Genomic DNA, 22,780 nt, shown 5'->3' with positions numbered 1-22,780 from the left:
GCCTCAGTGGGCGATGGCCAGTGGCAACGGCTGCGCGGGTGGCAGGCCGCCACGGCACTTCAGCACCCGTACCTGGCCGTGGTCGAGCTGCAGGCGCAGGCTGGCCGGGGAGGGGTTGCGCGCTGCCTGCGCCTCGCGGAACACGAAGCCCAGGCACTGGCCGCTGTCAGCGGCGACCTGCAGCCGGCGCAGGGCGCGATCGTCGGCCTGGTGCGGCCAGCACAGCACCGCCGCGCAGGCCGCAGAGCGCAGGCATTGCTCGGCGGCCCACAGCGCCTGTTTCGGCGCGGCGTGGATGATCTGCAGCTGGGCCAGGTCCAGCCCGGCGGCGGCCCAGGCCGGGGCATGCGGGCGATAGGGCGGGGCGACCAGCACGATCGGGCGGTCGCGCTGGCTCAGCTTCGCCAGCGCCGGCCAGACCAGGGCCAGCTCGCCCACGCCGGGCGCTGCCTGCAGTACCTCGCACAGCCCGCTGGCCGGCCAGCCACCGCCGGGCAGGCGTGCATCCAGTGCCGGATGGCCGCTGGCCAGGTGGTCGCTGGCCGGTCCCTGGCGGGCCGGACCGCGCCACAACTGGCGGCCGTCCAGCAGCCGGTCGAGGGCGACGACGGCGCCCATCAGCCGGTCCTCCAAGGGAGGCGCCGGGTGGGCTGGAAGCGGCAGGAACGGGCGGAAACGACAGGCATGGAGCGAGTATCGACGGGCCGGTATCAGGGGCTGAGACCGGACATGCTACTCGCGTTGTGAGTAGAATTACTAATGAAATTGGCGGGTCAGGTTTCAGGTTGCTGAAGGGGTAAAGGAGTGCCGACCAAGGTCGGCACCCACCCGATATGGGACGGAATGCCGACCAGGGTCGGCACCCACAGGCCTTGGTTACGGGCGGACCGGCAGCGCGACCGGGCGCAGCGGCGCGGCATCGCCGCCGCGGATCTTCAGCGGGCCGCCGATGAAGGCGAATTCGTAGACCTTGTCGCGGGCCAGTTCGTCCAGCGCCACCAGTTCGATGATCGGTGCACCCTGCTGGGCCAGCAGGTAGGTGTGCAGCGGCACGTAGTCGTCCGACACCTCCGAGGGGAAGGTCTCGAAGCTGAGGTTGTCGGCGCCGACGATCATCGCGCCGCTGTCCTCGACCAGGAAGCGCGCCGCGTCCAGGCCCATGCCCGGCGGATTGGCCATGTAGGCCTTGGGTTGTTCGAACAGGCGCATTCGGCCGGTGCGGATCAGCACGATGTCACCCTGCTGCAGCTTCACCTGCTGGCGTGCCAGCGCATCCTTCAGGTCCTGGCGGGTGACGCGGTAGCTGTCCGGCAGCATGTCCACGCCCTTGGCGCCGGCCACGTCGATCAGCACGCCGCGTGCGATCAGCGGTGGGAATTTCTCGATGCCGGTGACGTTCCAGCCACGGTCGCCGAGGTGCTTGTCGGCCTCGAAGCCGTTCCAGATCTTTCCGTGGATGCCGAAGTGGTTCAGCGCATCGATGTGGGTGCCGGTGTGGCTGTACATCGAGAACGCGGTGCCGGTGTAGCTGCGGGTGAGGTTCATGGTTTCACCCACGCCCATCGGATCATCCATCACCGTGCCGCGCGGGGTGTGGGTCATCCAGAACTGGTAGTGCGGGTCGCCGGCATCCTGCCAGCTGGGCATGCCGACGTAGTACTCGGTGGCCAGGTCATAGGCCTTGCCGCCGCTGACCCGCGACAGGATCGCCGCGCGCGAGGCGTCGGTGATCAGGTTGAGCCGGCCGATCTCGTCCTTCGGCCCCCAGGGGCTGGTGCCGACCTGTTGGCCGGAAGGAACGCGTTCGTGCGCGGACACGGTAGTGGAGGCGGCAGCGCCGGCCAGCAGCAGGGCCAGCGTGGTGGCCAGGGTACGTGGGGTCATGGGGAATCTCCTTGCAGGGTGGGGAGGGTGCGGCTCAGGCCGCGACCAGGGGCGCCAGGGCCTGGCGCAGTTGCGGCAGTGGCAGGGTCTGCAGGCGCAGGCCGTTGCCGCCGATCACGGTGGGAATGGAACGGATGCCGAGGGCGGCGGCGTCGGCACGATCGGCCTGCACGCGCTGGCGTACTGCGTCGCTGTGCATGTGGTCAGCGAAGGCGCCACGCGGGTGACCCAGCGCTTCGGCGATATCCAGCAGTACTTCGGCATCGCCGATGTTGCGGTGCTGGTGCAGGTGCGCCCATTGCACCGCGTCGAACATCGCGCCATGGGCATCATTGCCGCCGAGCACGCCGGCGGCCTGGCAGGCCAGTGCGCCGAGCCAGCCGGACGGATACTCGAAGTCCTGTGCACGCATGCCTTCGATATCGATGCGTGCGGTGTCTTCATGCGCGGCGCAGTCGGTCCAGTGGCGCAGGATGATCGCCTTGGCGCGCTCCATCGAGCCGAACACCTCGACCATCTGCGCGCGCGAGTCCTGCAGCACGAAGCTGCGATGGTGCACCTGGATGCCGAGTTCGGCCGAGACCTGCTGCAGGCGCGGGGCCAGTACGAAGCACCAGCCGCAGACCACGTCGTGGAAGAAGTCGACCACCGGCACGGTGGTCGCGGGGGAAGGAACGGAAGACATCTGCCTGCCATCGATGAGAGGGGAGGCGGCAGGTTAGGCAGCGCGGCGTGGTTGAAACAGCACGCCACGGGCAGCTCAGTTTTCGCTGGCGGTTACGAATCCAGGCCGGCGCAGCCGGGCAGCTCGGCGTGCAGGAAATCGATGAAGGCGCGCACCTTGGGCTGCAGGTGGCGCGAGGTAGGGTAGACCGCATGCACGAAGCGCGGCGGATAGCGGTGGTCGGGCAGCACCTGCTGCAGTTCGCCACGGGCCAGTGCCGGTGCTGCCAGGAACGAGGGCAGGGCGCCGATGCCCATGCCGGCCACCAGAAGATCGCGCAGCAGCAGGCTGTTGTTGACGGTGACGCGTGCCGGCAGGGTGATCGTCACCTGGCCATCCGGGCCGAGCAGCGGCCAGCTGCCGGGCGAGTCGGACAGGCTGTAGGCCAGCACGCTGTGTGCCTGCAGATCGTCCACCGCCTGCGGTGCCGGGTGCTGCTGCAGGTAGGACGGGGCCGCGCACAGCACCTGTTGCAGCGAGGCCAGCCGGCGCGCCACCAGCCGCGAGTCATCCAGCTCGGCACGCAGCCGCAACGACACGTCGAAACCCTCACCGACCGCATCAAGCAGGCGGTCTTCCATCACCAGGTCCAGCGACAGCTGCGGATGCCGCTGCAGGAAGCGCGGCAGCAGCGGCGACAGCGTGCTTAGTGCGAACGATTGCGGTGCATTGACACGCAGGCGCCCGGCCACCTCGCCACGCTGTTCGGCGATGCCACGTTCCAATGCGTCCAGTTCGTCGAGCAGGCGACAGCACTCGCGGTAATAGGCATGGCCGGTCTCGGTCAGGCTCATGCGCCGCGTGGTCCGCTGCAGCAGCACCACGCCCAGGTGCGTTTCCAGCGTGCGCAGCTGCTTGCTGAGCCCGGCGGGCGACATGCCCAGGTCTTCGGCGGCGCGGGCCAGCCCGCCGCGTTCGACGATGCGGCGGAAGGCGCGCATCAGGTTGAAGGAATCCATGCCGGTCCCGGGCGCGATGAGGGCGCCATTGTAGATCCAGGCCATGCATGGATGTGGAAACGCGGTGCCGACCACGGTGGGTCTCCACCAGGAGCGCGCCGGGTTGCGCCGTTTGTTCAAGCCCGCAACCGTCGCGCCGCGCCAGCATGCAGGCCCCTCACGTTTCGGGTTGCCCATGAAACACTGGATGCTCCGCCTGTATGCCCCGTTGTTCCTGCTCGGTTTCGTTGCCGCCGCCGTCGTCTGGGTCGGCCACCTCCACGGCGATCCGCTATGGCTGCTGGCCTTGCTGGCGGTCGCCATCGCGGTTTCGTTCGCTGCCGAACGTGCCTGGCCGTATGACCCCGCCTTCAACCACGACCAGGGCGACAGCCTGCGTGACACCCTGCATGCGCTGGTCAACGAAAGCCTGAACCTGCTGTCGATCGCCGCGGTGCCGCTGCTGGCAGCGCTCATTCCGTGGCAGCTGTGGCCGCTGCAGTGGCCGTTTGTTCTGCAGGTACTGCTGGCCATCGTCTGCGCCGACCTTGGCATCACCCTGGTGCACTACGCCAGCCATCGCATTGGCTGGCTGTGGCGGTTGCACGCGGTGCATCACAGCGTCACCCGCATGTACGGCTTCAACGGCCTGATGAAACACCCGCTGCACCAGGCGGCCGAAGCCGTCGGTGGCGTGCTGCCGCTGCTGGTGCTGGGCCTGCCGATGCCGGTGGCCGCGGTGCTGGCCTTCGCCATTGCCATCCAGCTGCTGCTGCAGCATTCCAACGTGGACATGCGCCCGGGTGTGCTGGGCCGGGTGATGGCCTGGGCGCCGCTGCACCGCTTCCACCACATGCGTTACGGCACCGCCGGCGACGTCAACTTCGGCTTGTTCCTGACTGTCTGGGACCACCTGCTGGGGACCGCCTTCGATGCGCCCGGCTATCGGCTGCAGCAACGCGACCTCGGCATCGGCAGCCAGCCGGACTATCCGCGCGATTATCTCGGGCAGCTGCTGGCGCCGTTCCGAGAACTGCCGTATGGCGAGGTGCCGGAGTTGCCGGAAGGGTTGCGCGGGCGCGGATGATCAGCCGTGTCAGGCCGCCTGCAGCTGCAGGCCCTGCAGCTGTGCGGCACCGATGCCGAACATGCGGCGCAGGTTGCGTGACAGATGGGCCAGGTCGGCGAATCCGGCCGCATGCGCGCTGTCGGTCAGGCTGTGCCCGCGCAGATGATGCATCAGCGCGCGGCGCAGCCGTTGCCACAGCACCCAGCCGCGCAAGGTCACCGCCAGATCGGATTGGAAGCGCCGGTGCAACTGACTGGCCGACAGATGCGCCGCCTCGGCGATATCGGCGGCCGGTACCGGGCCGGGCAGGCGCTGTGCGATACGGGCCAGCGCCGCCTGCACGCGGCGGTCCAGCGGTTGCGGGCGGCTCAGTCGTGGCAGCCAGTCGTGCAGCTCCAGCGCGTTGCCGGGCAGTGTGTGCAGGTGCTGCTGGATCTGTTCGAGGTCGGCATGCGCCGGCTCAAGGAACACCGTGCAGCCCGCTTCCGGCGCCGACAGGATCGCGTGCGGCTGGAAGGAGGGCAGCCACAGCCGCTGGGCCTGTTGCTGCAAGCCATCAATCTCGACGTGCCAGGGCGTGCTGTCGCTCAGCAACAGTTGATGGGCGTAGTGCGCGTGCGTATCGCTGCCGCCGGCGTGGCCCTGCAGCACGGCCACGTGAGCATCCAGCAGCAGCGTGCCATTCCAGGGCAGGGCGGGAGAGGACATGGAGGGATTGTAGATCCACGTCATATCACGTCATATATAGGTGAATCTCCATCGAAATCGATTAATTCGATGATTGATCGAAGAGCATCCGCGCCTGGCGTGGATCTACTGCAGATTGCGGCGGATTGTCGAAGGCGGGGTGGGTCCGGTTGCGGGGGCGTGAGCGCCATGGATGGCGCGACCGAGGCTACATGGACGTACTTGCGCCGTCCCCCGCAACCGGACCCACCCCGCCTGCCTGCAGAAATCCAGCTTTTGCTGTTGCTCTGGCTGTTGACGTTGATGTTGCCTCGGCGGTGCCGGGCGCAGCCCGGCCGTGCGCCTCCTCAGCGCCCGTGCGGATCCGGCCGGTGATGCACGTACTCGACCACGGTGCCATCGGGATGCACCGCATTGAACGCCGCCCCGGTCGGGACCACCTGCAGCGGGAAGATGATCTCGGCGCCGGCGGCGACCAGTTTGTCGTGATAGGGCCGGACGTCATCGACCAGCAGCGTCCCCGTGGTCGAGGTGAACGGTGCCAGCGCCGCCTCGCTGCCCTCGATCAGCAGGAAGGCGCCGACCATGGCCAGGCGCAGCCCGGCTTCCGGGAACGGGAAGCCCGCATCGGCCACCACACCCTGCAACTGCTCATAGAACGCCACGCTGCGCTCCAGCTCACCCGGGGCCACGAACACCCGGATCAACACGCGCGGCGCGCGCTGGCTGGACGTATCGCAGCGGTCACGCCAGAGATGGTCGAAGTCGCGATGGACGGTCATGAGCTCGGTTCGTGGCCAGGGATCTCCATTATCGGCAGCCGCGTGCGGGGCACTGATGACCGCCGGTGATGCCCTGATAACCGCTGGCCGGGTTGCCCCTGTGACTTAGGTCCTGTTGACAGGTGTGAACGCCCTCGCACAATCTTCACATGATTGGGTCGCCCTGCGCGGCCCGGGCAGGCAGGTTGTCACGCCGGGAGGAGGGTCCCGCGCGCAGACCGGCCCGTCCTTCGGCCTGCGGGACGTTGCCTGGCAACCCCTGCGCGGCATGAACGCTGCACCCTTCGGCGGCACTTTCCCTGGACCGATTGCCTTGGCAACGGAATTACGCCTGCCGATGAAAACGTTTACAAAGCCGCTTGCACTGTCCCTGGCCCTGTCTGCCGCACTCGCCGCCCCGGCCTGGGCCGATCCTGCGGCGTTCACCGTGTTGACCCTGGAACAGGCCCCGACCGCCGAGGCGATGCCGGCCCTGGCCGCCCAGCTGAAGAGCCTGAAGGTGGACGCGGTGAGCGTGCGCCAGGTGCAGCGCGGCATCGGCCAGGTCGATCCGCTGCAGGTGCTGGCCGACGGCCTGGGCTACGAGTACCGCTTCATTGCCGCTGGCAAGGACGATGGCCACATCCAGCGAGGCCAGGCTGTGCTGACCCGGCTGCCGATCGCCGCTGAATCCGGCCCCGACCAGCCAAGCCTGAACTACCTGCGCCTGGACGACGGCCGCCACACCGTGGCGGTCTACACCGATGCCGGCGCAGGTGCCGCACAGCTGCCGGCGCTGGTCACGCGCTCGCGGCTGGGCGCACCGGCGGTGCTGCTTGGCGCGGTGGCCGGTGAATCGGCCAAGGCCGCCGGCTTCGATCCGGCGCGTGTGGCGCTGGAAGCGGATGCCAGCTATTTCAGCGACGGCTTCCAGGCCGCCAGCAGTGCACCGTTCAAGGTGGAAGGCAGCACTCTGCGTGCCACGCTGTTGACCCTGGCCTACGCCGCCGACAAGCACGGCGACACGCCGTGGATGGACACCACCCTCAACGCCGATGCGCGCGCTGCGCTGCTGCTGAAGGCGATGACCGAGGATGAGAAGTTCCAGATGCTGCACAGCTACTTCGGGCTGGGCAAGGATGGTGGCCCGCTGCCGGAAGGTGCGGTCGGGTCGGCCGGTTTCGTGCCGGGCGTGGCGCGCCTGGGCATTCCGTCGCAGCAGTCGGCCGATGCCGGCGTCGGCGTGACCAATCCGGGGGGCATCCGTCCGGGCGATTTCGCCACGGCCATGCCCTCGGGTCCATCCACCGCCTCCAGCTGGAACCGCGAAGTCGCCTTCGCGGGTGGCGCGACCATGGGCCGCGAGGCGTGGCAGCAGCGCTTCAACATCCTGCTGTCGGGCAGCGTCAACCTGCAGCGCGACCCGCGCAACGGCCGCAACTTCGAATATGCCGGTGAAGATCCGCTGCTGGCCGGTTCGATGGTCGGTGCGCTGATCCAGGGCGTGCAGAGCCAGCACGTGATCTCGTCGATGAAGCATTTCGCGCTGAACGACATGGAGACCCGCCGCAACTTCCACGACGTGCGCATCGGCGAACAGGCCATGCACGAGTCGGACCTGCTGGCCTTCGAGATCGCGCTGGAGGCTGGCCGCCCGGGCGTGGCGATGTGCTCGTACAACAAGATCAATGGCACCTACGGCTGCGAGAACGGCTACCTGATGAACCAGGTGCTGAAGCAGGAATGGAAGTTCCCCGGTTTCGTGATGTCCGACTGGGGCGGCGTGCACAGCGGTTCCAAGGCGGCGCTGGCCGGCCTGGACCAGCAGTCGGCCGGTGAAGTGTTCGATGCAGCGGTGTTCTTCGATGAGCCGCTGCGCCTGGCCGTGCACGGTGGCGTGGTGCCGCAGGCGCGCCTGAACGACATGGTGGCGCGCATCCTGCGCACGATGTTCCTGCACGGCAATTTCGACAACCCGCCGCAGCACCAGAAGGTCGACGCCGAGGCCGGTTTCGCCGTCGCCCAGCGCACGGTGGAAGAAGGCAGCGTGCTGCTGCGCAATGAAGGCAACCTGCTGCCGCTGGCCGACAGCGTGAAGCGCATCGTCATCATCGGCGGTCATGCCGACAAGGGCGTGATCGGCGGTGGCGGTTCATCGATGGTGGGCGTGACCGCCAAGGGCACCAACGCAGTGCCGGGCGTGCTGCCGACCACCTGGCCGGGCCCGGTGATCTTCCACCCGTCCTCGCCGCTGGAATCGCTGCGTGCGGCGCGTCCGGACGCGACCATCGAATATGTGGATGGCAGCAATGCCGCCGCGGCGGCCAAGGCAGCCGCGCAGGCCGACGTGGCCATCGTGTTCGCCACCCAGTGGGCGGCCGAATCGGTGGACCTGCCGGACATGCAGCTGCCGGACAACCAGGATGCCCTGATCTCGGCCGTGGCCAAGGCCAACCCGAAGACCGTGCTGGTGCTGGAAACCAACGGCCCGGTGCGCACGCCGTGGCTGGCGCAGGTGCCGGCGATGCTGCAGGCCTGGTACCCGGGCATTCGCGGTGGCGAAGGCATCGCCGCGCTGCTGACCGGCCAGGCCAATCCGTCCGGCCGCCTGCCGGTGACCTGGGTGGTGGACGAATCGCAGTTGCCGCGCCCGCACATCGACGGCCTCGGCTTCAAGCCGGCCAAGCCGTTCGGTGATGTATTCGATTTCGATATCGAAGGCGCCAACGTCGGCTACAAGTGGATGGCGGCCAAGGGCCTGACCCCGACCTTCGCCTTCGGCCATGGCCTGTCCTACACCTCGTTCGCCTATGAAAACCTGAAGGTGAGCGTGGAAGGCTCGCGCCTGGTCGCCAGCGTCGACATCCGCAACACCGGCAAGCGCGCCGGTGCCGACGTGGCCCAGCTGTACTTGAAGCTGCCGGCCGGCAGCACCACGCCGATCCGCCTGATCGGCTACGACAAGGTGACCCTGCAGCCGGGCGAACAGCGCCGCATCCGCATCGAAGCCGAGCCGAAGACCCTGGCCCACTACGATGCGCAGGCCCGCCGGTGGAAGATCGATGGCGGCACCTACCAGGTGCAGCTGTCGCGCAACGCCGCCGAGCCGCTGCAGACGGTGGACGTGCAGCTGGTGGAGCAGGTGCTGCGCTGAGGCTTGAAGGCATGGCCCCGCAAGGGGCCATGCAAAAAAGGAGACGGAGGGGATCAAGTCGTTTATGCATAAACGACTTGATCCCCTCCGTCCCCTTTTCAGGTGACGAACCACCCGCGCAGGAAATCGATCAGCTGCCGCACCTTCGGTGAGGGCTGCGCGCTGTGGGGGTAGACCGCGTACACACTCTGCTGCGGGAAGCGGTGCTGGCGCAACACCGGGCGCAGGCGATCCTGGGCCAGGTCGTCCTCGATCAGCCAGCGTGGCAGTACGGTGACCCCGGCACCGGCCACGGCGAAGGCGCGCAGGCTGCTGGCGCCGTCCACGCGCACCACTGCATTGCCCGGGTTGGTGGCAAACAAGGCGTCGCTACCATCGGGCGCGACCACCGGCACGTCGGCCAGGCGCGGGTAGCCGAGGCGGGGCAGGGCGCCCAGCTGCACCGGGTCGTCGACAGCATTGGCAGAGGGCAGGCGTGCCAGCAGGCACGGAGCTGCCACCGCGCACAGTGGGTGCCGTTCCAGTTCACTGGCATGCAGGCCCGAATCGGGCAGGCGGCCGAGGCGGATGGCCAGATCGAAGCGTTCGGGAATCAGGTCGGCCGGCGCCGGTGAGGTCGACAGGTGCAGCTGCAGGGCCGGATGCCGCGCACGGAACGCCTCCAACGCCGGAATCAAGCGTAGCTGGGCGTACTCCGGCGTAGTGGTCAGGCGCAGCACGCCCTGCAGCTGGTGCTGGTCGCGGCGCGCGGCATCGATCGCCGCCTGCGCGGCATCCAACGCCTGCACGCAGTGCTGCAGGAAATGCTCGCCGGCGTCGGTCAGGGCCAGGTGACGGGTACTGCGCAGCAGCAGGGTCACGCCCAGCTCCTGCTCCAGCCGCTTCAGGTTGAAGCTGACCACCGCGCGGCTCAGGCCCAGGCGGTCGGCGGCGGCGGTCAGGCTGCCGGCCTCGACCACGGCGCGGAAGATATCGAAGCGATCGAGGCTGACCATGATGATCCATTGTCAAAACAGGTTTGACAGTGTTGCAGCTGCCGTCGTGTTTTTCCAATAAGGTCCGGACGGCATGCTGGCCGCTTCCCCGCTGGAGCGCCGCCGATGCCGTCCCCCCGCCTGCGCCATGAGGCGATCTTCCTGCTGGTGTTCGCCCTGGATCTGGTCAACATGTTCATCGCCACGGTGGCTTATCCGGCATTGGCGACGGAACTGCACGCCGATATCAGCACGCTGGCCTGGGTGGGTACCGCCTATATGCTGGGCCTGAGCGTGGTGATTCCGCTGGCGCCCTGGCTGGCCGCGCGCTGTGGTGAGCGTCGCCTGCTGCTGGTGGCGTTGCTGCTGTTCGCGGTTGCCGCTGCGCTGGCCGGCGCCGCACCGGGTATCGGCTGGCTGCTGGGCTGGCGCCTGCTGCAGGGCCTGGCCGGTGGCCTGCTGATTCCGGTGGCACAGGCGGCAGCGTACCGGCACTGCACGCCCGACCAGCGTGGTGCGCTGACCCGCCGCATCCTGCTGGTGGCGCTGCTGGTGCCGGCACTGGCGCCCGCGCTCGGTGGGCTGCTGGTGCAGTTGTTGTCCTGGCGCGGTGTACTCTGGGCCAGCCTGCCGCTGGCCGTGGTGGCGATTGGGCTGGTGCTGGCGTGGATGCCGGCCGATGGCGCGCGCAGTGCGCCGCGCCTGCAGGCCTATGCGCTGTCTACCGCGATGCTGGCGCTGGGCGCGCTGCTGTTGGCGCTGACCTGGCTTGGCGAGTCTGGACATCGCGGTGCCGGTGCCGTGTTGCTGCTGGTCGCGCTGCTGCTGGCTGCGGCCCACCTGCGGCATGCACGTCGGCAGGTGCAGCCCCTGCTGCGCTGGTCGCTGCTGTCCCACCGTGGGCTGAGGCTGGCGATGCTGGTGTATCTGGCAGTGCCCGGTGTGTTCATCGGCAGTCAGCTGGTCAGCACGCTGCAGTTGCACCAGGCCGGCTACAGCGCCGCGTGCATTGGCGCGCTGATGCTGCCGTGGGCGCTGGCCTCGGCCATTGCGATCACGGCCAGCAAGCGCCTGCTGGCTCGCTTCGGCCCGGCCACGGTGCTGCGTATGGGCATGTTTCTGCAGGCCAGCGGCCTGCTGCTGATGGCGCTGCTGCCGCAGCCGCACGTCGCCTTGGCCGGACTGCTGTTTGCGCTGATGGGCATCGGCGGCAGCCTGTGCAGCAGCACCGCGCAGACGCTGGCCTTCCATGGGGTCGAGGGCGAAGCCTTGGGTGATGCCAGCGCACTCTGGAACCTCAACCGCCAACTCAGCTTCTGCCTGGGCACCGCGGCCATCGCGCTGCTGCTGGCGTTGGCCATGCAATGGCTGCCGGCCCACGCCACCCGCGCAGCGCTGGGGCTGGCCGCCGTACTGACTCTGCTGCCTCTGGCGCTGTTGCGCCGGCCGCAACAGCTTTCCTTTCCGCAACCCGAGAATGCCTGATGGATACCACCGCAGAACATGAAGTCCACCACCTGCACGACAAACTCCAGGCCTGGTTCCGTGCCGACGTCGGCACCGACGCGCTGGAGGACCTGATGGCGCATTTCTGCGTGGACTTCAGCATGGTCGGCATTGCCGGTCGCAGGCTGGACCGGAATGCAGTGCAGGCGCTGTTTGCGGGCGGCCATGGCGCGCGTCCAGGGCTGCAGATTTCCATCGAAGCCGTGCAGGCGGTGGAAGCGCCTTCACCGCTGGCGGTGCTGCGTTATCGCGAAGGGCATTCGATCGACGGCAGCAAACCCGTATGGCGGGAATCGCTGGCGGTGCTGCGCCAGGAAGCGGGGCGCTGGCGCTGGCTGGCGCTGCATGAGGTTCAAGCGGGTTGATGGATCCGCCGGGCATGGCCCGGCGCTACCCTATGACCCGCGCGGTGGGTAGCGCCGGGCCATGCCCGGCGAGCGCAGCGGCGTGCAGGAGTCCGGTAGCGCCGGGCCATGCCCGGCGAGCGCAGCGGCAGTGAGCGGCACATGTGCCATCAGTCCTGCCTGCATCCGCCGCAGAATGCAAAGCCTGCACACACTTCACGGCACGGGGCAGGAGTAGGCTTGAGGCTTTCCTGCCGGGAGGGGTTGTCCATGCGTGTGCGTGCCGTTGCTGTAGCCATCGCCCTTTGCCTGTCCAGCACCGTGCTGGCCGCCGAAACCCCGCCGATGACCCCGGACATCAGCGGCAAGCCCTTCGTTGCCCCCGATGTCGGTCGTGACTACGACAAGCGCGTGGTGATGGTGCCGATGCGTGATGGCACCAGGCTGTATACGGTGATCGTGGTGCCCAAGGGCGCCCACAATGCGCCGATCCTGTTGACCCGCACCCCCTACGATGCCGCTGGCCGCGCCAACCGCAGCGATTCGCCGCGCATGCGCGACCTGCTGCCGCAGGGCGACGAGGTGTTCGTCGACGGCGGCTACATCCGCGTGTTCCAGGATATCCGTGGCAAGTACGGCTCCGAAGGCGATTACGTGATGACCCGGCCGCTGCGCGGGCCGTTGAACAACACCAAAGTCGACCATTCCACCGACGCCTGGGACACCATCGACTGGCTGGTGAAGAACGTGCCGGAGAGCAACGGCAAGGTTGGCATGCTCGGCTCGTCGTACGAGGGCTTCACCGTGGTGATGGCGCTGACCGACCCACACCCGGCGCTGAAGGTGGCCGCACCGCAGAGCCCGATGGTGGATGGCTGGATGGGCGACGACTGGCTCAATTACGGCGCGTTCCGCCAGGTCAATTTCAACTACTTCGCGATGCAGACCGAGAAGCGCGGCAAGGGCACGCCGTTGCCCAGTCTCGGCTACGACGACTACAGCACCTTCCTGCGCATCGGTTCGGCCGGCGACTACGCGCGTTTCACCGGCGTGGACCAGCTGACCTGGTGGAAGAAGCTGGTCGAGCACCCCGCCTATGACGCCTTCTGGCAAGGCCAGGCGCTGGATGCGGTGATGGCCAAGACGCCGTTGAAGGTGCCGACCATGTGGCTGCAGGGCCTGTGGGACCAGGAGGACATGTGGGGTGCCAACCACGCCTACCAGGCGATGGAGGGGCGCGACAGTGGCAACAACCGCAACTACCTGGTGATGGGGCCGTGGCGGCACAGCCAGGTGAACTACAGCGGCAGCGAGCTGGGTGCGCTGAAGTTCGATGGCGATACCGCGCTGCAGTTCCGCCGCGATGTGCTCAAGCCGTTCTTCGACCAGTACCTGGTGGACGGTGCGCCGAAGGCGGACACGCCGCCGGTGCTGATCTACAATACCGGTGAAAACCACTGGGATCGCCTCAAGGGCTGGCCGCGCAGCTGCGACAAGGGTTGCACCGCCAGCAGCAAGCCGCTGTACCTGCGGGCCGGCGGCAAGCTGGCGTTCCAGGCGCCGGCGGCGGGCGAGGGTGATTTCGAGGAATACGTGTCCGACCCGGCCAAGCCGGTGCCGTTCGTGCCGCGTCCGGTGCGCTTCGGTGACCGTGACATGTGGACCACCTGGCTGGTCAAGGATCAGCGCTTCGTTGATGGCCGCCCGGACGTGCTGACCTTCATCACCGAACCGCTGGCCGCGCCGCTGCGCATCGGCGGCGCACCGGTGGTGCACCTGCAGGCGTCGACCAGTGGCACCGACAGCGACTGGGTGGTGAAGCTGATCGACGTGTATCCGGACCAGGAAGCGTCGACACCGGAGATGGGCGGTTACGAGCTGCCGGTGTCGTTGGCGATCTTCCGCGGCCGCTATCGGGAGAGCTTCAGCGATCCGAAGCCACTGGCCGCCAACGAAGTGCTGCCGTATCGCTTCGACCTGCCCAACGCCAACCACACCTTCCAGAAGGGCCACCGGGTGATGGTGCAGGTGCAGTCCAGCCTGTTCCCGCTGTACGACCGCAACCCGCAGACCTACGTGCCGAACGTCTACCTGGCCAAGCCGGGCGATTACCAGAAGGCCACGCAGCGGGTCTGGCACAGCGCGGCGCAGGCCAGCTACATCGATCTGCCGGTGTATTGAGGCTCTGATGATGACGCCGGGCCATGCCCGGCAGCACGTGGTAGTGCCGGCCGCTGGCCGGCATCCGCGTTGGCGCAGGAGCGTGTCGACCAAGGTCGACACCTACCAAGGCTGGGCCATGGCATGTCGACCAAGGTCGACACCTACCAAGGCTGGGCCATGGCATGTCGACCAAGGTCGACACCTACCGAGGCAGAAGCTGCTATCCGACCTTCGAAGGACCGGTGCGCCAGCGGCTGGGCACCAGGCCGAAGCGCTTGCGGAATGCGGCCGCGAAATTGCTGGGATGCCGGTAGCCGCTGGCGGCAGCGGCCTGTTCAACCGTCCAGCCATCCTCGCGCAGGCCCTGTTCGGCATGGCGCATGCGCTGCTCGTGCAGGTAGTCGAACACCGAGCTTCCATACTGCTGGGCGAAATGGCGGCGCAGTGAGCTGGGGCTCATGCAGGCCAGCCGGGCCAGCTCGACCAGGCTGTGGGCATGGCTGGGGTCGTCATGCAGGTAGCTGCGCACCCGTTCCAGGCGCTCGCGCTGGCCGGCGCGCAGGGTGCGCACCTGGTCGGTCTGCAGATCCTCAGCCTGCAGGCCGAGGGCCAGCAGCTGCAGTGCCACGCCTTCGCGCCACAAGGCGTCGATGCCGTCCTGCCACGGGCTGTCGAACAACTGGCCCAGCACCGGCAGCATGGTGTGGGGAATGGCCCAGTGGCGGCATTCCAGGTGCGTGCCAAGCGCTTTTTCAAGCTGTGGCGTCTGGAAAACATCTGCGTCGATGCCACCCGGTACGATCACGCTGACCCCGCGCAGGCGCGTTTCGCCGGGGTGCGCGCCGGTCATCTCGATCTGGTCGCGATGGTGGGCGGTCATTGCGGTGCCGGCACGCAGGGTGAAACTTCCGCGTCGCGGGATATGCACGTCGACCTGGCCCTGCAGCATCACGCGGATGGCGAGCCCGGGGCGCTGCTGCGCGGTAGCCACATAGGGAAACCGGTTATGCACGTCGGAGGCGATCAGGCTCATGCCACCGCGCATGAACTGTTCGTTGACTTCGCCGCGGCCGGCCCATTGGTCGTCGCGCAGGTATTCCGGATCAGCGCGGTAGTCGAAGCCGTGGCGGTGGCCGAAGCGGCGGTAATCGGCAAAGGTGAAGTATCGGGACATTGCTCGGCACTTGCATTGGAGGTGGACACTGGCAGCAGCTGGCCCATGCGCTCTGCATTGCAGATGCAGTTCCGGTCGTGGCCAGTGCGCACCCGCTGCTGGGCGGTGGCGACGGCACGCCGGATGGCTGGGAAAACGCCAGATTGGAATGATTGTGTCGAAGAAACTGGAAACGTTTCCCATTGTCGCCTTGATTCACCCGCGTTTGATTTCGAGATGGTCAAAACGATTGATCAATACGGCCAAGTTGAATCTTGCACGGAACATACGGCGGCGTTTTGCCTGCATATCCGTACGCAATTCCATACATAAACTTCAGTTGAGGTTTTATGGGTGGAACGATCGCCTGCGGACACCGTGTCTGCCGGGTCATCACAGATGAAGGCGTAGCGTGAGGGGGTGGCGGCGGAAGGCCGCATCGCTATCCCCACAGATGGAGAATGCACATGATTGATTACCAGTTGACCGGCAAGACCGCGATCGTGACCGGCGGCGTGTCGGGCATCGGCCTGGCCGTGGCACAGACGCTGGCCGCATCCGGTGCCCGAATTTCGGTCTGGGACCTGAAGCAGGACGCGGTGGATGCCACCGTGGCGCAGTTGCGCAGCACTGGCGCGCAGGCCATCGGCATTGCGCTGGACGTCACCGACGACACGGCCGTGGAGGCGGCAGTGCAGCGCACGATCAAGGAACTCGACGGCCTGCATGTGGCAGTCAACAACGCCGGTATTGGCGGGCCGGCAGCCAGCAGCGGTGACTATCCGATCGATGGCTGGCAACGGGTAATCGACGTCAACCTCACCAGCGTGTTCCTGTGCCAGCGTGCGCAGATCCAGGCAATGCGCGCGGCCGGAACCGGCGGCAGCATCATCAACATGGCCTCGATCCTCGGCCAGGTGGGCTATGCCGGTTCCACTGCGTACGTGGCGGCCAAGCACGGCGTGGTCGGGCTGACCCAGACCGCGGCCTGGGAGCACGCGGGCGACGGTATCCGTGTCAACGCGGTCGGCCCGGGCTTCATCAGCACGCCGCTGCTGGAGAAGATGGACCCGAAGGTGCGCGCCACGCTGGAAGGCCGCCACGCGTTGAAGCGGCTGGGCACGGCCGAGGAAGTGGCGGCGCTGGTCGCCTGGCTGGCCAGCGACGATGCCTCGTTCGCGACCGGCGCGTACTACGCCATCGATGGTGGCTACCTCGCGCAGTGATGCGTTGAACGCAGGGTGCGGTGACGCCGACGCCGGGCATGGCCCGGCGCTACCGGGTGAACGGACTGTCGCGTGGCCTTCACTTCTGTGCCACGGGTGCCGCGCGACGCTCCGGGAAACTTCCGGAGCCTGCCCATGGAACTCACCCAGGATGTCTCGATTCTCTTGCGCGTCGCGGCAGCGATGCTGTTCGGTGGCGTGCTCGGCGTCGAGCGCGAAATGGGCAAGCATGCTGCCGGCCTGCGCACGCACATGCTGATCGCCGGGGCGGCTGCGCTGATCGTCGGCCTCGGCGACTCGGTGGCCGAACATTTCCAGCAGGAGCGCTACCGCGACCTGCTGCAGGTTGACCCGGTGCGCCTGATCGAGGCGGTGGTGGCCTGCGTGGGTTTCGTGGCCGCCGGCACCATCCTGCGCGGTTCACGCGAGGACCAGGTCAGCGGATTGACTACCGCAAGCTCGCTGATCATGGCGGCGGCCATCGGCATCGCCGTGGGTATCGGCAAATACGTGATTGCGATCGGGGTGAGCGTGCTGTGCGTGCTGGTGCTGGCAGTGATGCGGCGGTTGGAGAAGCGGATTTCGTAGGAAGTGCGGGGTTGCCGGGCAGCGACCGGCACCACCACTGCCACGCATAATGGTCGGACCAATATGGCGACTAGCCCTATGGTCTAATAGGCGCTTCGCCGGAGCGGCGGTTAAATCCGCTCCACGTGGCCCGATGATTCCGATTATTGGTACGACCAATAAACATCGGCCACGGCGACCCACCGCCTGCGGTGGAGCACATCCCGCCCCAGTCGAGAGCCTTCATGCAGCCCTGGCAACACCTGTACGACCCCGCCGGCAACCTGTGGTTGTCCAGCCTGATCGCGCTGCTGCCGATCGCGTTCTTCTTCGTTGCCCTGGCCGTGCTGCGCATGAAGGGCTGGCTGGCCGGCACGATCACCGTGGCCATCGCGCTGGGCGTGGCCCTGCTGTTCTACCGCATGCCCCTGGCCCAGGCGCTGGGCGCGGCCGGTTTCGGCTTCGTCTACGGCCTGTGGCCGATCGCCTGGATCATCATCGGCGCGGTGTTCCTCTACAAAGTCTCGGTCAAGACCGGGCAGTTCGACATCATCCGCGCATCGATCCTGTCGGTCACCGAAGACCAGCGCCTGCAGATGCTGATGGTCGGCTTCGCCTTCGGTGCCTTCCTGGAGGGCGCGGCCGGTTTCGGTGCGCCGGTGGCGATTACCGCGGCGCTGCTTGTCGGGCTGGGCTTCAAGCCGCTGTATGCCGCCGGCCTGTGCCTGATCGTCAACACCGCGCCGGTGGCGTTCGGTGCGATGGGCATTCCGATCATCGTGGCCGGGCAGGTTACCGGGCTGGACGCGTTCGAGATCGGCCAGATGGCCGGCCGCCAGCTGCCGTTCCTGACCCTCATCGTGCTGTTCTGGATCATGGCGATCATGGATGGCTGGCGCGGCATCAAGGAGACCTGGCCGGCGGTGCTGGTGGCCGGTGGCTCCTTCGCCATCGCGCAGTACCTGACCTCCAACTTCATCGGCCCGGAACTGCCGGACATCACTGCGTCGCTGGCATCGCTGGTCTGCCTGACCCTGTTCCTGCGCCGCTGGAAACCGGTGCGGATCTTCCGCTTCGACACCGAAACCAGCGCCGAGGCGGCGGTGCAGGCACTGGAAGCACCGCGCTACAACGTCGGCCAGATCGCCAAGGCATGGTCGCCGTTCCTGATCCTCACCGCGATGGTCACGCTGTGGAGCATCAAGCCGTTCAAGTCGCTGTTCGTGGCGGGCGGCCCGCTGGAAGGCTGGGTGCTGAAGCTCCCGGTGCCGGGCCTGGACCAGAGGGTGCAGAAGATGCCGCCGATCGTGGACGCGCCGCTCAGCTATGAGGCGGTCTATAAATTCGACTGGTTCTCGGCCACCGGTACCTCGATCATCCTCGCCGCGGTGATCGCCATCATCGCGCTGCGCATGCCGGCCCGTTCGGCGTTGCAGACCTTCGGCGAAACCGTGCGTGAGCTGCGCATGCCGATCTACTCGATCGGCATGGTGCTCGCCTTTGCCTTCATCGCCAACTATTCGGGCCTGTCGGCGACACTGGCGCTGGCATTGGCACATACCGGCGACGCGTTCCCGTTCTTCTCGCCGTTCCTGGGCTGGCTGGGCGTGTTCCTGACCGGCTCGGACACCTCGTCGAACGCCTTGTTCTCGGCGCTGCAGGCCACCACCGCGCAGCAGATCGGGGTGTCCGACGTGCTGCTGGTGGCGGCCAATACCACCGGTGGCGTTACTGGCAAGATGATCTCACCGCAGTCGATCGCCATTGCCTGCGCCGCAGTCGGCCTGGCCGGCAAGGAATCGGACCTGTTCCGCTTCACCGTCAAGCACAGCCTGATCTTCACCACGATGGTCGGCCTGATCACCCTGGCGCAGGCCTACTGGCTGACCTTGATGATTCCCTGAGTCATGCACGGTCAGCCGACCATCCATTGCGCGCTTCGGGCCACAATGGCGCCATGAGCACGCAACGTATTTCGGACAAGGTGGCCGCGCAGCTGCGCGGCCTGGTGCAGGAACAGCGGCTGCAGCCGGGTGACCGGCTGCCGGCCGAGCGCACGCTGGCGGTGCAGTTGGGGGTCTCGCGCACGGCGTTGCGCGAAGCCATCGCGCAGCTGGCCAGCCAGGGCCTGCTGACCGCACGGGTTGGTGGCGGCACCTACGTGGCCGAACCCGCCGCACGCGCGCGGCAGGCGCTGGATGAACCGCTGGCGCCCTACCTGCCGCTGTTCCAGGCCGACCCCGAATACCGCTTCGATGTGCTGGAGATCCGCCACGCACTGGAAGGTGCCACCGCCTGGCATGCGGCGCTGCGCGCCACCGATGAGGATCGCACGCGTATCGCGCAGGCCTTCCAGACCATGATGGACGCGCACGGCAAGGACGATCCCACCGGCGAGGCCGAGGCCGACGCGGCCTTCCACCTGTCCATCGCCGAGGCCTCGCACAACCTGGTGCTGCTGCAGGTGATGCGCGGCCTGTTCGACCTGCTGCAGACCAACATCTCGCAGAGCCGCGAAAAGCTCTACACCTCGGCGAGGACCTTCTCGCCGCTGTCCGACCAGCACCGCGAGATGATGGATGCGGTGCTGGCTGGCGACCCCGAACGCGCGCGCGCCGCCGCGCATGCCCATCTCGAGTTCGTGCACACCACGCTGCGCACCCTCGATGACAACGAAGCCCGGCGTGCGCGGGCCTCGCGTCTACCTTCCCCACACGGTTGACCCCATGATCATCTCCGCCTCCACCGATTACCGCGCCGCAGCGCAACGCCGGCTGCCGCCGTTCCTGTTCCACTACATCGATGGCGGCGCGTATGCCGAGCACACGCTGAAGCGCAACGTTTCCGACCTGTCCGACATCGCGCTGCGCCAGCGCATCCTGCGCAACATGTCCGACCTGAGCCTGGAAACCGAACTGTTCGGCGAAACGCTGGCGATGCCGGTGGCACTGGCGCCGGTCGGCCTGACCGGCATGTATGCCCGGCGCGGCGAGGTACAGGCGGCGCGCGCAGCCGACAGCCGCGGCATCCCGTTCACCCTGTCCACCGTATCGGTATGCCCGATCGAGGAAGTGGCACCGGCGATCCAGCGGCCGATGTGGTTCCAGCTGTACGTGCTGCGCGATCGGGGCTTCATGCGCAACGCGCTGGAGCGGGCGCAGGCCGCGGGCGTGACCACGTTGGTGTTCACCGTGGACATGCCGGTGCCGGGCGCGCGCTACCGTGACGCGCACTCGGGCATGAGCGGACCGAATGCCTCGCTGCGCCGCATCGGCCAGGCCATCACCCACCCGCGCTGGGCGTGGGACGTGGGCCTGTTCGGCCGCCCGCATGATCTGGGCAACATCTCCACCTATCGCGGCAACCCGACCGGGCTGGAGGATTACATCGGCTGGCTGGGCAGCAACTTCGATCCCTCCATTTCGTGGAAGGACCTGGAATGGATCCGTGAATTCTGGAAGGGCCCGATGGTGATCAAGGGCATCCTCGACCCGGATGACGCGCGCGATGCGGTGAAATTCGGCGCCGATGGCATCGTGGTCTCCAATCACGGTGGCCGCCAGCTGGACGGCGTGCTGTCCACCGCGCGTGCATTGCCCGCGATTGCCGATGCGGTGCAGGGCGACCTGAAGATCCTCGCCGATTCCGGCATCCGCACTGGCCTGGACGTGGTGCGCATGCTGGCGCTGGGTGCCGATACCGTGCTGCTCGGCCGTGCCTTCGTCTATGCGCTGGCCGCGCAGGGCGAAGCCGGCGTGGCCAACCTGCTGGACCTGATCGCCAAGGAGATGCGCGTGGCGATGACACTGACCGGTGCGCATCGCATCGCTGACATCGGCCGCGATTCGCTGGTCAACCTGCCATGAGTGGCCATGATGCCGTGCTGGCGCAGTTGCGCGACGCGGTGGGCAGCCGCCATGTACTGACCGGCGACAAGGCCACCCGCCGTTTCCGCCGTGGCTACCGCTTCGGCGAAGGTCCGGTGCTGGCGGTGGTGCGCCCGGGTACGTTGCTGGAACTGTGGTACGTGCTGCAGGCAGCGGTGCAGGGTGGGGCGGCGATCATCCTGCAGGCGGCCAACACCGGCCTGACCGGTGGCTCGACCCCGGATGGCAACGACTATGGGCGTCCGATCGTGCTGGTCAGCACGCTGCGCCTGACCGGCATCCAGCTGTTGAACGAAGGCCGCCAGGTGCTGTGCCTGCCCGGCGCGACGCTGGACCGGCTGGAGCAGACCCTGGCGCCATTGGGCCGCGAACCGCATTCGGTGATCGGCTCGTCCTGCATCGGCGCCTCGGTGCTGGGCGGCATCTGCAACAACTCCGGCGGCGCGCTGGTGCGTCGCGGCCCGGCCTACACCGAGCTGGCACTGTATGCACAGGTCGATGCGCTGGGCCAGCTGCAGCTGGTCAACCATCTGGGCATCGCGCTGGGCGATACGCCCGAGCAGATCCTGCAGCGCCTGCAGGCGGGTGACTACCGTGCTGCCGACGTGGGTGACGGTGACGGTCGTGCCGCCTCCGATCCGCGCTACGCGCAGGAAGTGCGCCGGGTCGACGCCGATACTCCGGCGCGCTTCAACGCCGATCCCAGCCGTCACTACGAAGCCGCCGGTTCGGCCGGCAAGCTGGCGGTGTTCGCGGTGCGCCTGGACACCTTCGAAAAAGAGGCGGCCGAGGTCTTCTACATCGGCAGCAACCGCACCGACAGCCTCACCGCGATCCGGCGCCAGCTGCTGACCGGCTTCGAACGCCTGCCGATTGCCGGCGAATACATCCACCGTGATGCCTATGACATCGGCGAGCGCTACGGCAAGGACAGTTTCCTGCTGATCGATCGCCTCGGCACCGCGCGTGTGCCGGCCGCGTTCGCATTGAAGAGCCGGGTTGACGGCTGGTTCGAGCGGCTGGGGCTGCGCGGGGTGACCGATCGGGTGATGCAGGTGCTGACCGGCCTGCTGCCCTCGCACCTGCCCAAGCGCATGGGCGAGTTCCGCCAGCGCTACGAGCATCATCTGCTGCTGAAGGTCTCCGCGCAGGATGCAGCGGAAACCGAGGCCTGGCTGCGCGGCTTCTTCGCCGAGCACGAGGGCGGCTACTTCCACTGCACGGCCGACGAGGGGCGCAAGGCCTTCCTGCATCGCTTCGCCGTGGCCGGTGCGGCGGTGCGCTACCGCGAGGTGCACCGCGACCAGGTGCAGGACATCGTGGCGCTGGACATCGCCCTGCGCCGTGATGACGCCGACTGGTTCGAGCAGTTGCCGGCCGATATCGACGGCCGCCTGCTGCACAAGCTGTATTACGGGCACTTCCTGTGCCACGTGTTCCACCAGGACTACATCGCGCGCAAGGGCGAAGACCCGATGAAGATCGAGCACGCGATGTGGGCGCTGCTGGACCAGCGTGGCGCCGAGTATCCGGCCGAGCACAACGTCGGCCACCTGTACCCGGCCAAGCCGGCGCTGGCCGGTTTCTACCGGCAGCTGGACCCGAGCAATACCTTCAACCCGGGTATCGGCCAGACGTCGAAGGCGAAGGGGTGGGGCAGCTGCGATTGCAGTGGGAATTGAGGACGGAAAGTGCAGCCGAGCATGGCTTGACGCTGCATAGGCGATGCCGGGCAGGCTCGCC

Annotated in this window: 19 protein-coding genes; 11 read left to right on the top strand and 8 right to left on the bottom strand. The window is 67.5% G+C overall.

Going from position 1 to position 22,780, the window contains the following annotated elements:
* Positions 1-3: 3 nt before the first annotated feature.
* The 4 genes from imuA to CCR98_RS12575 all read right to left on the bottom strand — a co-directional run bounded on the left by imuA (position 4) and on the right by CCR98_RS12575 (position 3,612).
* A complete protein-coding gene (gene imuA / locus CCR98_RS12590; protein WP_087922892.1) occupies positions 4-618 on the bottom strand; it encodes a translesion DNA synthesis-associated protein ImuA in 615 nt (204 codons plus the stop codon).
* Between the two features lie 258 nt (positions 619-876).
* Positions 877-1,884 carry a cyclase family protein gene (locus tag CCR98_RS12585; protein ID WP_087922891.1) on the bottom strand — a complete coding sequence of 336 codons (1,008 nt, stop codon included), beginning with the start codon at positions 1,882-1,884 and terminating at the stop codon, positions 877-879.
* A gap of 34 nt (positions 1,885-1,918) precedes the next feature.
* Entirely contained in the window at positions 1,919-2,569 is a 651-nt protein-coding gene (locus CCR98_RS12580; RefSeq protein WP_087922890.1) for a DsbA family protein, read from the bottom strand.
* Positions 2,570-2,661: 92 nt separating this feature from the next.
* Positions 2,662-3,612, bottom strand: coding sequence for a LysR family transcriptional regulator (locus CCR98_RS12575; protein ID WP_198361022.1), 951 nt, complete (start codon positions 3,610-3,612; stop codon positions 2,662-2,664).
* A 142-nt stretch (positions 3,613-3,754) separates the two neighbouring features.
* Here CCR98_RS12575 and CCR98_RS12570 point away from each other — a divergent pair, with 142 nt between their 5' ends.
* Positions 3,755-4,633 carry a sterol desaturase family protein gene (locus tag CCR98_RS12570; RefSeq protein ID WP_232463021.1) on the top strand — a complete coding sequence of 293 codons (879 nt, stop codon included), beginning with the start codon at positions 3,755-3,757 and terminating at the stop codon, positions 4,631-4,633.
* A 9-nt stretch (positions 4,634-4,642) separates the two neighbouring features.
* On the opposite strand, the gene CCR98_RS12565 is transcribed toward CCR98_RS12570, so the two are convergent.
* Complete coding sequence (locus CCR98_RS12565) at positions 4,643-5,347, bottom strand: AraC family transcriptional regulator (protein ID WP_087922888.1); 705 nt, start codon at positions 5,345-5,347, stop codon at positions 4,643-4,645.
* A 302-nt stretch (positions 5,348-5,649) separates the two neighbouring features.
* A complete protein-coding gene (locus CCR98_RS12560) occupies positions 5,650-6,084 on the bottom strand; it encodes a glyoxalase/bleomycin resistance/dioxygenase family protein (protein WP_021204492.1) in 435 nt (144 codons plus the stop codon).
* Between the two features lie 337 nt (positions 6,085-6,421).
* Between CCR98_RS12560 and CCR98_RS12555 the strand changes: the two genes are divergently transcribed.
* The gene (locus CCR98_RS12555; RefSeq protein WP_087922887.1) at positions 6,422-9,217 is read left to right on the top strand and encodes a glycoside hydrolase family 3 C-terminal domain-containing protein; all 2,796 of its coding nucleotides are present in this window, start codon (positions 6,422-6,424) and stop codon (positions 9,215-9,217) included.
* Between the two features lie 98 nt (positions 9,218-9,315).
* Here CCR98_RS12555 and CCR98_RS12550 read toward each other — a convergent pair whose 3' ends face one another.
* Entirely contained in the window at positions 9,316-10,212 is an 897-nt protein-coding gene (locus tag CCR98_RS12550; RefSeq protein ID WP_087922886.1) for a LysR family transcriptional regulator, read from the bottom strand.
* Positions 10,213-10,317: 105 nt separating this feature from the next.
* Between CCR98_RS12550 and CCR98_RS12545 the strand changes: the two genes are divergently transcribed.
* The 3 genes from CCR98_RS12545 (at position 10,318) to CCR98_RS12535 (ending at position 14,222) form a co-directional block, all read left to right on the top strand.
* The gene (locus CCR98_RS12545) at positions 10,318-11,676 is read left to right on the top strand and encodes an MFS transporter (RefSeq protein WP_087922885.1); all 1,359 of its coding nucleotides are present in this window, start codon (positions 10,318-10,320) and stop codon (positions 11,674-11,676) included.
* Positions 11,676-12,062, top strand: a complete 387-nt coding sequence (locus CCR98_RS12540) for a DUF4440 domain-containing protein (RefSeq protein WP_087922884.1) — start codon at positions 11,676-11,678, stop codon at positions 12,060-12,062. Before CCR98_RS12545 ends, CCR98_RS12540 begins: the two co-directional genes overlap by 1 nt.
* A gap of 249 nt (positions 12,063-12,311) precedes the next feature.
* Positions 12,312-14,222, top strand: coding sequence for a CocE/NonD family hydrolase (locus CCR98_RS12535; RefSeq protein ID WP_087922883.1), 1,911 nt, complete (start codon positions 12,312-12,314; stop codon positions 14,220-14,222).
* A 202-nt stretch (positions 14,223-14,424) separates the two neighbouring features.
* Here CCR98_RS12535 and CCR98_RS12530 read toward each other — a convergent pair whose 3' ends face one another.
* The gene (locus CCR98_RS12530) at positions 14,425-15,378 is read right to left on the bottom strand and encodes an AraC family transcriptional regulator (RefSeq protein ID WP_087922882.1); all 954 of its coding nucleotides are present in this window, start codon (positions 15,376-15,378) and stop codon (positions 14,425-14,427) included.
* A gap of 446 nt (positions 15,379-15,824) precedes the next feature.
* Between CCR98_RS12530 and CCR98_RS12525 the strand changes: the two genes are divergently transcribed.
* From CCR98_RS12525 to dld, 6 genes are all read left to right on the top strand, one after another.
* Positions 15,825-16,583, top strand: coding sequence for an SDR family NAD(P)-dependent oxidoreductase (locus CCR98_RS12525; protein ID WP_087922881.1), 759 nt, complete (start codon positions 15,825-15,827; stop codon positions 16,581-16,583).
* A 135-nt stretch (positions 16,584-16,718) separates the two neighbouring features.
* A complete protein-coding gene (locus CCR98_RS12520) occupies positions 16,719-17,171 on the top strand; it encodes an MgtC/SapB family protein (RefSeq protein ID WP_005410036.1) in 453 nt (150 codons plus the stop codon).
* 224 nt (positions 17,172-17,395) lie between these two features.
* Positions 17,396-19,054 carry an L-lactate permease gene (gene lldP / locus CCR98_RS12515; RefSeq protein WP_087922880.1) on the top strand — a complete coding sequence of 553 codons (1,659 nt, stop codon included), beginning with the start codon at positions 17,396-17,398 and terminating at the stop codon, positions 19,052-19,054.
* A 53-nt stretch (positions 19,055-19,107) separates the two neighbouring features.
* The gene (gene lldR, locus CCR98_RS12510; protein ID WP_087922879.1) at positions 19,108-19,872 is read left to right on the top strand and encodes a transcriptional regulator LldR; all 765 of its coding nucleotides are present in this window, start codon (positions 19,108-19,110) and stop codon (positions 19,870-19,872) included.
* Between the two features lie 4 nt (positions 19,873-19,876).
* Positions 19,877-21,016, top strand: coding sequence for an FMN-dependent L-lactate dehydrogenase LldD (gene lldD, locus CCR98_RS12505; protein WP_087922878.1), 1,140 nt, complete (start codon positions 19,877-19,879; stop codon positions 21,014-21,016).
* Positions 21,013-22,719, top strand: a complete 1,707-nt coding sequence (gene dld / locus CCR98_RS12500) for a D-lactate dehydrogenase (RefSeq protein ID WP_087922877.1) — start codon at positions 21,013-21,015, stop codon at positions 22,717-22,719. The genes lldD and dld overlap by 4 nt, the downstream gene beginning before the upstream one ends.
* Positions 22,720-22,780: the final 61 nt, after the last annotated feature.

Origin of the sequence: Stenotrophomonas sp. WZN-1, assembly GCF_002192255.1 — a bacterium.
In the GTDB taxonomy this organism is placed as follows: domain Bacteria; phylum Pseudomonadota; class Gammaproteobacteria; order Xanthomonadales; family Xanthomonadaceae; genus Stenotrophomonas.
The sequence above is the reverse complement of the archived record's forward strand: the minus strand, read 5'-3'. Positions and strand labels throughout refer to the sequence as shown.

Excerpts from the sequence above, each read along its gene's own strand:
- imuA (WP_087922892.1), bottom strand. The coding sequence starts at position 618 with ATGGGCGCCGTCGTCGCCCTCGACCGGCTGCTGGACGGCCGCCAGTTG.
- CCR98_RS12585 (WP_087922891.1), bottom strand. The coding sequence starts at position 1,884 with ATGACCCCACGTACCCTGGCCACCACGCTGGCCCTGCTGCTGGCCGGC.
- CCR98_RS12580 (WP_087922890.1), bottom strand. The coding sequence starts at position 2,569 with ATGTCTTCCGTTCCTTCCCCCGCGACCACCGTGCCGGTGGTCGACTTC.
- CCR98_RS12575 (WP_198361022.1), bottom strand. The coding sequence starts at position 3,612 with ATGGCCTGGATCTACAATGGCGCCCTCATCGCGCCCGGGACCGGCATG.
- CCR98_RS12570 (WP_232463021.1), top strand. The coding sequence starts at position 3,755 with ATGCTCCGCCTGTATGCCCCGTTGTTCCTGCTCGGTTTCGTTGCCGCC.
- CCR98_RS12565 (WP_087922888.1), bottom strand. The coding sequence starts at position 5,347 with ATGACGTGGATCTACAATCCCTCCATGTCCTCTCCCGCCCTGCCCTGG.
- CCR98_RS12560 (WP_021204492.1), bottom strand. The coding sequence starts at position 6,084 with ATGACCGTCCATCGCGACTTCGACCATCTCTGGCGTGACCGCTGCGAT.
- CCR98_RS12555 (WP_087922887.1), top strand. The coding sequence starts at position 6,422 with ATGAAAACGTTTACAAAGCCGCTTGCACTGTCCCTGGCCCTGTCTGCC.
- CCR98_RS12550 (WP_087922886.1), bottom strand. The coding sequence starts at position 10,212 with ATGGTCAGCCTCGATCGCTTCGATATCTTCCGCGCCGTGGTCGAGGCC.
- CCR98_RS12545 (WP_087922885.1), top strand. The coding sequence starts at position 10,318 with ATGCCGTCCCCCCGCCTGCGCCATGAGGCGATCTTCCTGCTGGTGTTC.
- CCR98_RS12540 (WP_087922884.1), top strand. The coding sequence starts at position 11,676 with ATGGATACCACCGCAGAACATGAAGTCCACCACCTGCACGACAAACTC.
- CCR98_RS12535 (WP_087922883.1), top strand. The coding sequence starts at position 12,312 with ATGCGTGTGCGTGCCGTTGCTGTAGCCATCGCCCTTTGCCTGTCCAGC.
- CCR98_RS12530 (WP_087922882.1), bottom strand. The coding sequence starts at position 15,378 with ATGTCCCGATACTTCACCTTTGCCGATTACCGCCGCTTCGGCCACCGC.
- CCR98_RS12525 (WP_087922881.1), top strand. The coding sequence starts at position 15,825 with ATGATTGATTACCAGTTGACCGGCAAGACCGCGATCGTGACCGGCGGC.
- CCR98_RS12520 (WP_005410036.1), top strand. The coding sequence starts at position 16,719 with ATGGAACTCACCCAGGATGTCTCGATTCTCTTGCGCGTCGCGGCAGCG.
- lldP (WP_087922880.1), top strand. The coding sequence starts at position 17,396 with ATGCAGCCCTGGCAACACCTGTACGACCCCGCCGGCAACCTGTGGTTG.
- lldR (WP_087922879.1), top strand. The coding sequence starts at position 19,108 with ATGAGCACGCAACGTATTTCGGACAAGGTGGCCGCGCAGCTGCGCGGC.
- lldD (WP_087922878.1), top strand. The coding sequence starts at position 19,877 with ATGATCATCTCCGCCTCCACCGATTACCGCGCCGCAGCGCAACGCCGG.
- dld (WP_087922877.1), top strand. The coding sequence starts at position 21,013 with ATGAGTGGCCATGATGCCGTGCTGGCGCAGTTGCGCGACGCGGTGGGC.